Here is a 15248-nt window from a genome sequence, read left to right on the forward strand (position 1 = left end):
ATATCATGACACAAAAACCCGTTATCGGTTTTATCGGCGTAGGTTTCATGGGCCATGGGATGGCGAAAAATATCCTAAAGGGCGGGTATGAACTTTGGATCTTGGGCAACCGCAACCGCGCGCCTGTCGAAAGCTTGCTCAGCATGGGTGCAAAAGAGGCCGCATCGCCACAAGACATGGCCTCAAAATGCGACATCATCCATCTGTGTCTGTCCAACTCGCCCCAGGTCGAAGCGGTGATCACGGGCGAGAGTGGCATCATCGCAGGTGCGCGCAAAGGTATGATTGTGATCGACACGACCACCGCTGATCCAACATCAACGCTGGCTATGGCAGAAAAGCTTTCAGTGGTTGGCGCGCATATGGTGGATGCCCCCTTGGGCCGCACGCCCAAAGAGGCCGAGGAAGGGATGCTTGACGCGATGTTGGGCTGCGATGCTGCACTGTTTGATCAGGTGCATCCGGTCATTGATTGCTGGGCTGGCACCATCACGCGCATTGGCGAGGTGGGCACAGGCCACAAGATGAAGCTCTTGATGAATTTCTTAGGAGCCGCTTATGCTGCTCTTTATTCCGAGGCTACTGTTCTAGGCGCAGCAGTTGGGATCTCACCCCACGCGTTTCGCGAAGTGATTGCACCCAGCCGTCTTGGCTCAGGCTTCTTTGGTACATTCATGCAATATGTCTGCGATAGGGATAAGAATGCGCATAAATTCTCGATTGAGAATCTGTCAAAGGACATCCGCTATGTGAATGCGATGGCAACAGATGCGGGCGTGATGAATGTCATGGCATCCGCTGCGCGGCATTATTTCACCCATGCCGAAGCCATCGGAAAAGGCGGAGATTTTGTTCCAATGCTGTCGGATCACATTGGCAACTTAAACGGAATGGATTTAGCCGCCGAAGTAGCCAAAGGTAAAAAGTAGCACCTGCATCAAAAAGGAGGCTAACCATGCTATCCAAAGACGAGATCGCATCCTACCAAAAGAATGGCTATCTAATGGTGGAGGATGCAGTCAGCCCCTCCCAATTAAACGAATTGCGCCGCTTGACCGCGCAGTTCATTGAGGCCTCCCGCGATGTACGCGAAAGCAACGCGGTTTATGATCTCGACAAGGGCCACGGGCCAGACACCCCGCGCCTAACCCGGATCAAAATCCCGCATAAGCAGCATCCCTATTTCTGGGAGGTGCTGCGCAATTCACGCATGACCGAGGTGTTGGCAAGCCTGCTTGGCCCCGATACAGCCATTATCACTTCTAAGCTCAACACCAAGGCACCAGGCGGTGGGGCAGCGGTGGAATGGCACCAAGATTGGGCATTTTATCCACATACTAACGATGACCTTCTGGCCTTTGGCCTGATGCTTGAGGACGTGGATGCGGCCAATGGCCCATTGATGGTGATCCCTGAAACCCATCGCGGGCCAATTTTGGATCACGGCATAAACGGGGTTTTCGCGGGCGCGATCAATCCCGATGACCCACTCTTTGAGCGCGACAAGATTGTAACTTTGACAGGAAAAGCAGGATCAATGACGGTGCATCACGCCCGCATTCTGCACGGCTCAGCCCCGAATGTCAGCGATAGACCGCGCTATATTCTGTTCTATGAAATCGCCAAGGCAGACGCATGGCCGATCCTTGGTGCCGCTTCGTATATCCACGAATTGGGTCAGCGGCGGTTTTGGGAAGATTTACAGGAACGCATCATCACAGGCAAAGCCTGCCTAGTGCCCCGTCTTGAAACAGTGCCTGTGCGTATGCCCCTGCCACCTGCGCCAGACAACAGTTCAATTTTCAAAACTCAACAAAGCGCAGGCGCGAAAAGTGCGTTTCAGTGACAACGAGCGCGGACCTTCAATAAGTCGCGCGCCCACCTGACAGGTCAAAAACTGATGCAGTGGTAAAGGAATTCTCGCGGCTCACAAGCCAAGCGATCATTGCCGCTGCCTCATCAACTTCTAGAAAACGATTACGTGGGATCTTTGAAAGCATATAATCTATGTGCTGTTGCGTAATCTGATCGAAAATCGCTGTGCGTGCCGCGGCAGGTGTTACACAATTAACTGCAATGTCGTGGTTCGCGCATTCCTTTCCTAGTGACTTAGTAAAGCCAATGACACCAGCCTTCGAAGCGCTGTAAGCGCTTGCATTGGGGTTGCCTTCTTTACCAGCGATAGACGCAATGTTTACGATCCGACCAAAATTGCGTTCTATCATTCCAGAAATCACAGCTTTGTTCGTGTAATACGTGCCCATCAAATTGATGTCTATAACCCGCCGAAATTCGTCATTGGAATACTCCGCCACCGTCGCGTTATCTCCTGCAACACCCGCACTATTCACAAGGATATCGATGCGTCCAAACGCGGTCTCAGTTGCATTAACCGCTGCCTCAACAGAACTGTAATCGCTTACATTACAATCAATAGCCTGAACCCGCCCAACCGCAGACAAGCTTTTGACCGCTTTATCATTTAGTGCCGAATTCATATCCCAAAGCATAACACTAGCCCCGGATCGCAATATTCGTGATGCTACAGCATAACCTATGCCTTGCGCGCCACCCGTCACCACCGCACAAAGGCCCTCTAAGTTAATCCTGCTTTCAGTGTCTGACATAACTTACTCCCTAATTAATCGACTATTACTGCGCGCCCATCATTAATCATCTCGGAGATAATGGGCATTTCGCAAAATCCGTTGCGGACTTTTTCATCCAATGCATCTTCAGCTGCGCTGATTTCATTTATTGTAGCAATAACTTCATCAATTCGAGCAAAAGGTACTACTACCACGCCGTTTATGTCGGCCACGATAATATCACCACTTTGCACATTTCGTCCGCCAACTATGGCGCCGAAACCAACACGAGCAGGCCCATTGGAATAGGGCGAATTAGGGCTAAGACCCGTACAAAAAACTGGCAAACGGGTTTCCAAAATCCCCTCATAATCACGCATTTCGCCATCTGTAACGAACCCCGCCGCACCCTTGTTCTTTAGCATGCCACAGAAGCGATCCCCGGAAGCCGAGCAGTTTTTACCGCCTTGCATTGCAGCAATGACTATATCTCCCTTTTGCAAAACATGCAGCGCACCCATTGTGGCAAGAATTTCTGCTGGGCCATTTTCAGCGACAAGTGCCACCCCCACGGTGGTGTAAAGATCTTTATCTCGAGTAGCTGCAAAAAGGGGCTTAATACTACTGTCCATCGCACCCTGCCCCTCCATGGCGTCACAGACATAGCCGGTAGGTATATTCTTAAAAGCAGCAATTTGTGCTGAGGATGGGCGCTTGAAGTTCTCACAAATAGTCAAAATTGGTGGTTCAAAAATCACGTTATTTTCTCCTGTTGTAAAACAGCCAATCAAACTTTTTTCATTCTAACTAATCAATATACAGGCAAGCGACTTGAGTGGCTTTTACGCCATCAATCAAGGCCTGCTGCGCGTGATGTGACCCTGGCTAATGCAAGACCAGAGGTCGTTGCGAGACACTGTGCTTTTTGCCTTTGAATTATTTCTCCTGATAGTTCGGATAAGGCGAGCGCTAGCTCTTCCAAACGATCGCACTGCAACAAACCGCTGAGCATATCGTATTTAAGCCCAATCGTCATAAGAGCAATTAACTGCTCGTCAACTCTGCCGCGGATATCTGACATCGCAGAACTGATGCCCTCATCAAACTGACCACGGGCTTCGATAAAACATAAGGTCGCGACCGAACTCATATCTTCAGACTGAGTGAGACACGGATATAGCGCTTCATTGATGCACGACAGTACTCCCTCTTCGTCCTGAGTACCTTCAGACAAGCACGTGTTGAGTGTTAGTCGTGCATCTTGCGCTGATGCAGGGCCCGAAAAAACTAGCATGCAGGCCACTGTGAGGAATGACCAAAATTTCGTTTTCATAATGTTTCTCAGTTCAAACGCTTTACTCTTGCATTTGGTATACCATTTGCATTTTGTATAACAAGAACACTTTGACGTTTGACTTTATTAGAGCGGCTAACCCCAGCGAAGCCGCTCGATCAGGAGATTACAATGTCTGACACTCGCGCCAACAAACGTTTCCGCTCACAAGAGTGGTTTGATAACCCCAACAACCCGGGGATGACTGCTCTCTATGTTGAGCGTTATCAGAACTCGACGTTTTCACGCGAAGAATTACAAAGTGAGCGTCCAATCATTGGCATCGCTCAAACGGGATCTGATCTGGCACCATGTAATAAGATACATGTTTTCCTGATGGAACGGATCAAACAAGGCATTCGTGAGGCAGGCGGGGTTCCAATGGAATTTCCTGTCCATCCAATTCAGGAAACAGGCAAGAGGCCAACTGCAGCGCTTGATCGCAACCTGCAATATCTTTCGTTGGTAGAGGTTTTGCATGGTTATCCTATCGACGGAGTGGTGTTAACCACAGGATGTGACAAAACAACCCCAGCAATGTTGATGGGAGCAGCCACTGTCGATTTGCCAGCAATCGCGCTTAATGGCGGACCAATGCTTGACGGTTGGTGGAATGGAAAGCGAGCGGGTTCCGGCATGATCGTATGGGAAAGCCGTCGCCTGCTTGCTGCTGGTGAGATAGACTACGAAGAGTTCATGTCGCGGGTATGCTCGTCAGCGCCTTCACTCGGGCATTGCAATACCATGGGAACAGCTTCGACTATGAATGCCATGGCTGAAGCCTTGGGAATGTCTCTGACTGGAAACTCGGCTATTCCTGCACCATTTCGTGAGCGGATGACAATGGCTTACGAAACAGGCAAGCGAATTGTACAAATGGTTCATGAGGATCTAAAACCTTCCGACATCATGACGCGCAAAGCTTTTGAAAATGCTATCGTCGTTAATGCGGCGATTGGTGGTTCGACCAATGCTCCACCTCATTTGCAGGCGGTTGCCCGTCACATAGGTGTAGAACTTAACGTACGGGACTGGGAAAAGATCGGCTATGACGTACCACTAATGCTTAATATGCAGCCAGCAGGCGAGTATTTGGGGGAAAGCTTTTTCAGAGCCGGCGGTGTTCCTGCTGTTATGGGAGAACTACAAAAGGCAGGCCGCATTCATGAAGATGTAATTACTGCGACAGGTAAAAGTATGGGCCAAAACCTGGAAGGTCAGGTCTCTCGTGACCACAGCGTAATTACGACTTATGAAAAACCACTGCGTAAAAATGCAGGCTTTAAGGTGCTCTCAGGTAACCTGTTTGACTCAGCTTTAATGAAAACCTCTGTGATTTCGGAAGACTTTCGCAAGCGCTTCCTCTCAGAACCCGGGAATGAGGGCGTATTTGAGGCTAAGGCAGTGGTTTTTGAGGGCCCTGAAGATTATCACGAACGAGTTAATGAAGCCTCTTTGGGCATCGATGAGCACACCATCATGTTTATACGTGGCGTTGGCGCCGTTGGCTATCCTGGCTCAGCGGAAGTTGTGAACATGCAGCCACCTGATCACATCATTCGTCAAGGTATCAGCCACTTGCCGACCGTGGGAGATGGCCGTCAATCAGGTACATCTGAGAGCCCATCAATCCTGAACGCTTCGCCAGAAAGCGTAGTTGGAGGTGGCCTTGCCTATCTAAAGACAGGCGACCGGGTAAGATTGGATTTCAACAGTTCAACATTGCACGCATTAGTTGATGATGCCGAGTGGCAAGCCAGAATTGATGCTTGGATCCCTCCTGAGTTACATCATCAAACCCCATGGCAGGAAATTTATCGTACTCATGTGGGCCAGCTAGCCGATGGAGGTTGCTTAGAATTAGCGACTGCCTATCAGAAGATTGGGCGTGATCTACCCAGGGACAATCACTGAAGCCACCGCATAAGATCAATCGAACAAGGAGGCCTAATATGTCCAAAACTATTATCATTACAGGCGGCGGCGGCGGTGTCGGACGCGCCACAGCGCAACATTTCCTCGCCAATGGATGGCAAGTCGGCTTAATTGGCCGCAGATCCGCCGCTTTGGAAGAAACCGCGGCAAAAAATAAAAATACACTTATTTTACCATGTGATGTCACTGACGAAACCCAAGTAGAAAGTGCGTTTAACACTGCCTACGAGGCATGGGGACGATTGGACGCCGTATTCAACAATGCCGGCGTGAGCCTCGGAGGCGCGCCAATCGACGAACTTTCAGTGGATGACTGGCGTAATCTTATTGATATCAACGTTACAGGCAGCTTCATTGTGGCCCGCGCCGCTTTTAGGATCATGCGACATCAATCGCCACAGGGCGGCCGCATTATCAACAATGGATCTGTGTCTGCCTATGTACCACGTTGGGGCTCTGCGCCTTATACAGCTTCAAAACACGCGATTACCGGTCTTACTCGCTCAATCAGCCTTGACGGACGTCCATTCAACATTGCTTGCGGGCAAGTTGACATCGGCAACGCACTTACCGACATGGCCAGAAAAATGACAAAAGGTGTACCGCAAGCTGATGGAAGTATCGAAGTAGAGCCGGTCATGGATGTGTCTAATGTCGCAACATCCGTGCTTCATATGGCAAATCTTCCTTTGGAGGCCAATGTCCAGTTTATGACAGTCATGGCTACGAATATGCCATATATTGGACGTGGCTAAATTATTAGTGGAAGGGAGAACCGCCCTTCCACTCACCACCTAACGCTGTAAGCGCGAAGTCACTCTTTTTCCGCTATCGTTTTACCGGCTTAAGAAATTCGAAATCACAACCCTGTTCTGCCTGTGTGACTTCGGTAGCATAGAGCTTATTATATCCACGCAAATTCTCAGGCTCTTCGAGATCAGATACCCATTCTGACCGACGCTTATCTAATTCCTTTTCATCGACCAACAAATCAATACGCTTGTTGGACACAGAAATGCGAATGCGATCTCCATTTCGCACGAGTGATAGCGGACCTCCTATGGCTGCTTCAGGAGACACATGAAGCACAATAGTACCGAAAGCAGTTCCAGACATTCGGGCATCAGATATCCGCACCATATCTTTCACACCCAATTTGCTGAGCTTTTTAGGAATAGGTAAATACCCCGCTTCAGGCATCCCAGAGTCACTTTTTGGCCCTGCATTTTGTAGAACCATAAAGTCATCGCTAGAAATATCTAAATCTGGATCATCAACTCTTGCAGCTAAATCTTCGAGAGAGGAAAAAACAACGGCACGGCCCTCTGCTTCAAAGAGATTTTTGTCGGCCGCAGCCCGCTTTAATATTGCACCATTTGGAGCTAAATTTCCAAAAAGAGCAATCAACCCGCCTTCTGGCTCTAACGGCTCCTGTGCACGTGCTATAACCGTCGTATCTATGTAGCCGTCATCTGTCTCCAATCGATCGCCAAGCGTTTCACCGGTCACACTAATTGTATCCAAGTGTAGCAGGGGACGTAATTCGCGAAGTACAGCTCCCATCCCACCCGCGAAGAAAAAATCTTCCATGTAATGTGAGCCCATAGGCTTTAGATTAACGAGGACTGGTGTCGTATCCGATAGCTCGTTCAATCGCTCTAAAGAAACGTTTATCCCTAGCCGACCAGCAACGGCAGTTAGGTGCACTATGGCATTGGTTGAGCCGCTTAGCGCGAGCAAAACCCTGATTGCGTTTTCAACGGATTTTTCAGTTATGATTTCACTAGGAAGTATGGGTTTTTCAACCATCCGCGCCGCGGCCAAACCAGACGCTTCAGCCGCTCTAAGGCGATCCGCATGCACCGCGGGTATAGCGGCCGTACCAGGAATGGTCATTCCTAGAGTTTCAGCAACACAAGCCATTGTTGAGGCAGTGCCCATAACTGCACAACTGCCTGCAGTAGTGGCTAGCCGACCTTCAATATCATCGATTTGGTCTTTTGAGACATCACCAGACCTGTACTTAGCCCAAAACCTGCGACAATCGGTGCAAGCTCCTAGCCTTTCTTCACCATAGCGGGAAGTCATCATTGGACCACCAACCAGCTGAACTGCCGGTAAATTTGCTGAAGCCGCACCCATTAATTGAGCCGGCACAGTTTTGTCGCAGCCCCCCATCAACACAACGGCATCCATTGGCTGAGCTCTTATCATTTCCTCGACGTCCATCGACATCAAATTTCTAAATTTCAGACTAGTCGGATTAAGAAAAACCTCGCCGAGCGATATGGTCGGAAACTCAATGGGCAGTCCCCCTCCTAGAAGAACGCCCCGCTTAACCGCCTCAAGCAATTCAGGGAAATGCCGATGGCAATTGTTAAATCCCGAATAGCTATTGGCTATTCCAACAATAGGCTTTTTCAAAACCTCTTTTGAGTATCCCATTGAGGCCGCAAATGAGTTCCTCAAATACAATGAGAAATCTTGGTCACCGTAATTGGTAAGTCCCTTACTGAAGCCGACTTTTTTCTCTTTTGACATAATCACCCCAAAAGAAGTCTTATCCAACGAGATTGGCCTGCACTTTTTTGTAACGTTCTCTTCGCCAAATATAGAGACCAGAAGCGATGATAACTGCAGCCCCGGCTAAAGTCCAAACCGTTGGATATGTGTTGAAAATTACTACACCTACCAACGCAGCCCAAAAAACCTGTGTGTAGATCAGCGGAGCTAGAATTGATGCGTCAGCCCAACGATGGGCAGTGGTAACCGCAATATGGCCCATAGCGCCGCAGAAACCAATTATGCCTAGGACGGCCCAGTCAACGCCGTTGTTTGGCCATACCCAAACATTTAAGGCAAATGGCGCTAGCACTATTGTAGCAATTCCGCTGGACCATACCTGTTGTGTTGCATTCCTCTCTATACCGGCTAACAGCCGGGTCATGATGAAATATGTCGAAGCCATCAATAAAACGCATAAGCTTAGAAGCATTGCTGGATGAAACGATTGCCCCCACGGCTGAACCACCAGAAGAACCCCAACAAAACCAACACACACTGCAATAATTCGACGCAAACCCACCTTTTCACCAAGGATTGGGATAGCCATTAAGGTTATTACAATGGGTCCAGCAAAAGAAATCGTCGTAGTCACGGTAATGGGAAGAAATTTTAGAGCTTGAAAGTTCAAAACAGTGCCCATGAAAAGAGCGCAAGAGCGCAATATTTGACGCTTTGGCGCGTTGGAATGAAACACCTGAAACCCTTCACGCGGCACATAAATTATTAGTGAAATCAAAAAGTGTCCTGCGTATCGAACAAAGACAATCTGTAAAACAGGAATGCCAACTATACTCAACCATTTTGCAGACGTATCAATGCCAGTGAAAAATATCACTGCTAGGGCCATAGCCAGCACGCCAGCAAAAACTCGATGCTCTCTGGGCTCCGGGACGGTCATTTTGATGAATTACATCGTCATGCCACCGTCAATGGCGACGCATTGACCGGTCATGTACTTCGTTTCGTCGCAGGAAAGATATACCACAAGCTCTGCAATTTCATCCGCGGTACCGAGTCTTCCCATTGGCTGTCGCGCAACAAAATCTTTCATCGCCTGATCGTAATCACCTGTTGCATGCAAACGGCCTTGTAAACTTGGCGTATCTACAGTGCCAGGTGCAATACAATTCGCACGAATACCGCGCGTAACATAATCGGCGGCAACCTGTTTGGTTAGGGCAATAGTTGCGCCTTTAGATGTCCCATAAATAAAGCGGTTGGGAAGACCGCGGAGAGATGAACATACCGATGCGATGTTCACAATGGCTCCATGACCGCGCTCTAACATCCCAGGAACAGCGGCTTGGATTGCGTGAAAATGAGCCCGCACGTTCAAGTTCATCGCCAAGTCAAAATCTTCATCGGTTGCTTGCTCAATCGTACCAGAATGCACAATCCCAGAGCAATTCACCAAAACATCTGGCTGTGCTTTTGTCACTGCTGCAACCAGAGCAGCTTTATCAAGAACATCAAGTGCAAAAGCTTCCGCGACATTTAAGTCAGCCAGAAATTTATCATGTAAATCCGTGGCAATGACGTGTGCGCCTTCACGCGAAAGAGCCAGGGCACTGGCCCGTCCAATCCCCTGCCCGGCAGCAGTTACAAATACGCGCTTACCTTGTAATCTCATGATGATTTCCTTCTCAAATTTTCAACCATCCAGTCCACAATCTGCGGGACCATTAAACCCCCTGCGCCACCTTCAACAATTTCGGCAAGCGTGGCGTTAGCTGCACCTGACATACGGCTATTAAGGCCTAAATCTTGGGCCATTTGTCGATAATAGCCGACATCCTTAGCTGCATTTTGTGCTGAGAACGCCAGATCGATCTGCCCTTCGGTGGCGTAATTTCGAACAAATTGCATCATACCTGAATGGTTTGGTCCTGCCGCCATCACCTCATAAAGAGATTGACGCGCGATTTTCGCCTCATCGGCGAGAGCAAAAGCCTCTGCCATAGAAATCGCCGTAGTCATGGCAAAGTAATTGTTGATCAACTTAATTGTGTGACCATTCCCAAGCTTGCCTAAATGGAAAACATTTTCACCCAAGACGTCAAGAACCGGCTTCACGCGTGTGTAAGCATCTTCGTCGCCGGCACACATAATATTTAATTTGCCATCATAGGCGTGGGCAGGGGTGCGCCCTAAAGGTGCATCAAGATAAATCGCGCCTTTCTCTTCCAAAGCCGCTCCGATCTTTAGTGTGGACGCCGGCAGCGAGGTGCCGAAATCAATCACAATTTGATTAGGCTTTGCGCCCGCAAGCACACCGGCCTCGCCAAAAATTCGCGCTTCTACTTGTGCCGAAGTACCCATGCAAAGCATCACAATATCGACCGACGCTGTTAGACTTGCAGCGTCTAGCGCTTCAACCGCGCCTTTTGCAGCGACTTCCTCGATCCCACTACGATCTTTGTGCCCCAAAACCGTTACAGGATGGCCCGCTGCCAAGAGGCGGGAAGCCATCGCTCGCCCCATAAGACCCAGTCCAATAAATCCAATGTGTTCAGCCATGTGCTCTACCTTTTATCTTTTCAAATACCACGGAAATCTTGGGGAACCTCGCCACGAGATACAGGCTTTCCGAGCTTTGCCGACAAGGCCGTAGCAAGCGTCATTTCCATCGCCAGAATACCTTGGGATCCAGTGCACAGGACATCATCATGTGCACCATCTATAACCGCAGCGAACCGCTCCATCTGAGCAAGGATCGGATCAATAGAACTATAAGCAGGCGCTTCAAATTGAGACAGACCCCGTCCCCATTCAACTTCACCAGAGTAATCGGCCCTCCAAATCTTACGTGACGGAAACTCCATCGAAGCTCTTGTACCAGAGATCTTAATATAGTCCTGACCTGTCCCTGCAATATTTGGATTTTCGAACGTTCCTGCCTCAAAACTCCAAGGCGAAGCCCCAGCATCAGAGATTAAAAAAGATCCTAAAGCTCCATTTTCAAATCTCAACGCCAATGAAGCGGTGTCTTCGATTTCTAACTTGCGGCGAGCAGATGAAGTCAGTGCAGTTACCTCACTGATTTCACCAATTAAAAAGTTTAGTAAATCGATTTCGTGGATCAAATTTATCATAAGAGGGCCCGCACCTGGCTTACGACGCCAAAGTGGGTCGAAATAGCTGTCATTTTTGCGTAGTGACCAAAAACCTTGAACACCAACCAAATCACCGAGACTTGAAAGCTCTTCACGCGCCGAAACCGTGAAAGGATGGCAGCGCCGATGATGCCCAACAACCAGCGGGATGCCAGCTTTTTCGAAAGCATCAACAACTGCACGAGCCTCACCGAGTGTTGCCGCCACGGGCTTTTCAAGAAGCACTCCGAGCCCTTTATCCAAAGCCGACATAGAGTTCTCGTAGTGAGCTGGAGTTGGTGTCGCAATGACAGCAGCCTGAACATTTTTGGGCAAGTCATCTACGGCGGCCACAGCAGACAGGCCGCTTTCTGTAAGTTTAATCCGCCGGGCTTCATCCGCCTCTACAACAGCAACAAGGTCAACAAAATCAGACTTTAGCGCCACTTCTACATGGCGCGCTCCAATTAATCCTGCTCCGATAACACAAATTGGGAGACGTTTTTTCATAATCCTACCTTACATCACCGCGCCAACTTGCCATGGTACAAATTCAAAATCACCCAACCCCTGCGTCTCAGATTTTGATTTCTCACCAGACGCCATACATAACCAAGCATCATAGATTTCACGTCCTACTTGCTCGACAGATGCGCCGTCAGTGAGAATACGACCGGCATTCACATCCATGTCTTCAATAAGTCGGTTATACATCTCAGTGTTTGTTGCTACCTTTAAAGTCGGTGAAGGCTTAGAGCCAAAGGCCGAACCGCGCCCTGTCGTGAAGACAACTAGGTTACAACCACTTGCAATTTGTCCCGTAACACTTGCCGGGTCATATCCGGGGCTATCCATGAAAGTGAACCCCTTGGTTGTGACCGGCTCAGCGTATTTATAAACACCGGTAAGCGGAGTGGTCCCGCCCTTGGCCGCTGCGCCCAAGGATTTTTCCAAAATTGTGGTCAAACCGCCCTTCTTATTTCCGGGAGAAGGATTGTTATCCATCGACCCCCCATTGCGCGATGTATAAGTTTCCCACCATTTAATTAATTCAATCAGCTTATCGCCAACTTTGCGATCTGCCGCACGGGCCGTCAAAAGGTGTTCGGCCCCATAAATTTCAGGAGTTTCGGCCAAAACTCCCGTGCCTCCCTGCGCAACTAATAGATCACATGCATATCCAACTGCTGGGTTAGCGGTAATTCCAGACCATGCATCTGATCCGCCGCATTGAAGGGCAACCATTAACTCAGATGCGGGACATTTCTCACGCTGGGCTTCATTTACCAAAGGCAGCATGGCGTTAATTTTTTCGATACCCCATTCGACTGTCCGGCGAAGTCCACCGATATCTTGAATATTCATTGTCTGAAACAATGGGCCAGGCTTCAAACCATAGGCTTCGATCAGCCAATCAATTTGCATCATCTCACAGCCTAAACCGGCCATAAGAACTCCACCAACATTTGGGTTTCGTGCATATCCCCAAAGAGTTCGCTGCAGCAGCTCAAAGCCAGTGCCGTCTCCACCCATCGCACAGCCAGTTCCATGGACGAATGCAACCACCCCGTCTACATTCGGATACGCTGCTAGACGTTCAGAGGTAAAATGTTCGGCGATTAAGCGAGCCGCAGTTGCAGAGCAGTTAACGCTGGTTAAGACTGCAATATAATTACGGGTACCAACGCGACCCGTGGCACGTCGATACCCCATAAAATAATCTATCTGGTCTGCAGCAACGACAGGACGCAGATTAGTTGAATATTCATACTCGGTATCTACGTTACGGAATTCCAAGTTGTGCGTGTGCACATGCGAACCCTTCGGTATGTTGCAGCCTGCGTAACCAATAGTTTGGGAATATTTGATAATTGCTGAACCCGCCGGAATATCCTCTGAAGCAACTTTGTGACCACGAGGAATTTCTTGAACCGCGCCCTCATCGCCAATTTTAAGAGTTTCTAGGGCAGTAACAACATTATCGGATTGGGAAAGTCTTACTGTCTTCATATCCAAACACCACTAAACACAACGTCCATAGAAGAACGCGCGCAATTTGTTTCACAATTACGCGCGCTCCAATTTTGATAAGTTATTGACCTATCCTAAAGGAATAACGTCACCATGTTGGGCCAAATGAGCAATACAGCCAAAGCGCAAAGCTGCAGAAGAATAAAGGGCAGGAAACCTCTAAAAATGGCCGTCAATGTGATGTGCGGCGGCGCAACCGATTTTAGGTAAAACGCCGCTGGTCCGAATGGTGGCGACAGGAAGCTTACCTGCATGTTCATACAGAACACCACACCAAACCAAATTGCGACATAGCGAGGCTCGAGCTGGCCTATTAGTCCTATCTCCTCAATCGGAAGCCTTGTCACGATAGGCAAGAACACTGGCATTACCAAAAGCACAATGCCAATCCAGTCCATAAACATGCCCATGATGAGGAAGATGAGCATCATCATCAAGATAACGCCCATTGTTGGCAACTCCGAAGCAACGATCAAGTTAGCAACGTAAGTTGGTCCACCAGCTAGCGTGTATGCTGCTGCCAAAGCTGCGGCACCGATCGTAACCCAGATAATTGTGCCGGTAGACTTCAACGTCCTCATAAGGCTGTCCCAAACAATCTCGAAGGTCATTTCGCGACGGACTAACCCAAGCACAAACACTGCTATCACGCCCATCCCGGCAGCTTCTGTGATCCCAGTAATACCCATATAGATGGAACCCAGAACAACCCCAATCACGATCGTAGGGGCAATCAAGCCTTTGCCCATCTCCCAACCACGTTCGGTGCGTTCTTTTCCAACCAACAAAAACACGGTCGCTGTAGCCAGAGCAAAGGCTCCAACAATGTAGGGAATATCAGCAACCATCCCCAACGGAATTGGATCAATACCTTCTACGATTTTATTGTCACCAGTGAGCGTGAAAAACACAGCTCGGATGAAGAGGACACCCGTCACCCACATGGCAAACTTAGCGAAAAAGCCAAGGAACAACATACCCTTTTCGGATCCAGAAGGCATCGAAGGATCAGGCTCCGGCAGAGGAGCAAGTGACGGGTTTAGGTTGGTGCGGATCAAGATGTAAAGAATGAAAAACGTCGCCAACATGAAGCCAGGTAGGAAAGATGCTGTGAACAAAGCCTTGATCGAAGTTTCAGTCACCAAGCCATAGAAGATCAAAACGATAGATGGCGGGATCATTGTACCCAAGGAGCCAGACGCACAGATGGTTCCGATTGCCAGATTTTGATTATATCCAAGACGCAGCATTTGGGGCAAAGCGATGAGGCCCAGAAGTACAACCTCACCACCAATAATGCCGGACATGGCAGCCATAATGACCGCCATAATCGCGGTCACTACTGCAATACCACCCCGAGTTCGGCTCAACCAAACGTTCAGAGAACTGTACATGTCTCGGGCGATACCACAGCGCTCTAGTAGTGCCGCCATGAAGATAAAGAGAGGAACCGAAATCAGAACGTAGTTTGTCATCTGGCGATAAATTGCCTGACTGAGAACGGCCAATGGGCCAGAGCCAAAATCTCTGAAGATGAATTCCGGGCCAAACTTCATACCCAGAACAAGAACTGCCAACGCAGCCGATGCAAACCCAAGCGGCATACCAATCGCCAACAAAGCAAACATTGAAAGGAGCAGAACAAGACTAATTGTGCCGATGTCATCAGTCTTGATCCACGAAAATAATTCCAAAAATTCCATG

General features: G+C 49.0%; 14 protein-coding genes. 4 read left to right on the forward strand and 10 right to left on the reverse strand.

The genetic code is table 11. The features are described from left to right. Positions 1–5: 5 nt before the first annotated feature. Together AAC621_RS03360 and AAC621_RS03365 are read left to right on the forward strand one after the other, a co-directional pair. Positions 6–929 carry an NAD(P)-dependent oxidoreductase gene (locus AAC621_RS03360; protein ID WP_340252228.1) on the forward strand — a complete coding sequence of 308 codons (924 nt, stop codon included), beginning with the start codon at positions 6–8 and terminating at the stop codon, positions 927–929. 26 nt (positions 930–955) lie between these two features. Continuing rightward, on the forward strand, positions 956–1846 hold the full coding sequence (locus AAC621_RS03365; RefSeq protein WP_340252230.1) for a phytanoyl-CoA dioxygenase family protein: 891 nt from the start codon (positions 956–958) through the stop codon (positions 1844–1846). A 16-nt stretch (positions 1847–1862) separates the two neighbouring features. Here AAC621_RS03365 and AAC621_RS03370 read toward each other — a convergent pair whose 3' ends face one another. The 3 genes from AAC621_RS03370 to AAC621_RS03380 form a co-directional block, all read right to left on the reverse strand. Then, positions 1863–2627: an SDR family NAD(P)-dependent oxidoreductase gene (locus AAC621_RS03370; RefSeq protein ID WP_340252231.1), complete on the reverse strand. Its 765-nt coding sequence runs from the start codon at positions 2625–2627 to the stop codon at positions 1863–1865. A 14-nt stretch (positions 2628–2641) separates the two neighbouring features. Further along, a complete protein-coding gene (locus AAC621_RS03375) occupies positions 2642–3346 on the reverse strand; it encodes an RraA family protein (protein WP_340252234.1) in 705 nt (234 codons plus the stop codon). A 92-nt stretch (positions 3347–3438) separates the two neighbouring features. Beyond that, a complete protein-coding gene (locus AAC621_RS03380) occupies positions 3439–3921 on the reverse strand; it encodes a hypothetical protein (protein ID WP_340252235.1) in 483 nt (160 codons plus the stop codon). Between the two features lie 132 nt (positions 3922–4053). Between AAC621_RS03380 and AAC621_RS03385 the strand changes: the two genes are divergently transcribed. Further along, complete coding sequence (locus AAC621_RS03385) at positions 4054–5835, forward strand: IlvD/Edd family dehydratase (protein WP_340252238.1); 1782 nt, start codon at positions 4054–4056, stop codon at positions 5833–5835. A gap of 38 nt (positions 5836–5873) precedes the next feature. Next, positions 5874–6611 carry an SDR family oxidoreductase gene (locus AAC621_RS03390; RefSeq protein WP_340252240.1) on the forward strand — a complete coding sequence of 246 codons (738 nt, stop codon included), beginning with the start codon at positions 5874–5876 and terminating at the stop codon, positions 6609–6611. Between the two features lie 73 nt (positions 6612–6684). On the opposite strand, the gene AAC621_RS03395 is transcribed toward AAC621_RS03390, so the two are convergent. From AAC621_RS03395 to AAC621_RS03425, 7 genes are all read right to left on the reverse strand, one after another. Continuing rightward, positions 6685–8397 carry a dihydroxy-acid dehydratase gene (locus AAC621_RS03395; RefSeq protein WP_340252242.1) on the reverse strand — a complete coding sequence of 571 codons (1713 nt, stop codon included), beginning with the start codon at positions 8395–8397 and terminating at the stop codon, positions 6685–6687. Between the two features lie 19 nt (positions 8398–8416). Further along, positions 8417–9268: a DMT family transporter gene (locus AAC621_RS03400; RefSeq protein WP_340252245.1), complete on the reverse strand. Its 852-nt coding sequence runs from the start codon at positions 9266–9268 to the stop codon at positions 8417–8419. Between the two features lie 60 nt (positions 9269–9328). After that, positions 9329–10051: an SDR family oxidoreductase gene (locus AAC621_RS03405; protein ID WP_340252248.1), complete on the reverse strand. Its 723-nt coding sequence runs from the start codon at positions 10049–10051 to the stop codon at positions 9329–9331. Then, entirely contained in the window at positions 10048–10938 is an 891-nt protein-coding gene (locus AAC621_RS03410; protein WP_340252250.1) for an NAD(P)-dependent oxidoreductase, read from the reverse strand. The genes AAC621_RS03405 and AAC621_RS03410 overlap by 4 nt, the downstream gene beginning before the upstream one ends. 20 nt (positions 10939–10958) lie before the next feature. After that, entirely contained in the window at positions 10959–12023 is a 1065-nt protein-coding gene (locus AAC621_RS03415) for a Gfo/Idh/MocA family protein (protein ID WP_340252252.1), read from the reverse strand. A 9-nt stretch (positions 12024–12032) separates the two neighbouring features. Continuing rightward, a complete protein-coding gene (locus AAC621_RS03420; RefSeq protein WP_340252254.1) occupies positions 12033–13523 on the reverse strand; it encodes a UxaA family hydrolase in 1491 nt (496 codons plus the stop codon). A gap of 95 nt (positions 13524–13618) precedes the next feature. Continuing rightward, a complete protein-coding gene (locus AAC621_RS03425; RefSeq protein ID WP_340252256.1) occupies positions 13619–15247 on the reverse strand; it encodes a TRAP transporter large permease in 1629 nt (542 codons plus the stop codon). Position 15248 lies beyond the last annotated feature (1 nt).

It is taken from the genome of Roseobacter sp. HKCC-CH-9208 (assembly GCF_037805125.1).
Taxonomy (GTDB): Bacteria; Pseudomonadota; Alphaproteobacteria; order Rhodobacterales; family Rhodobacteraceae; genus M30B80.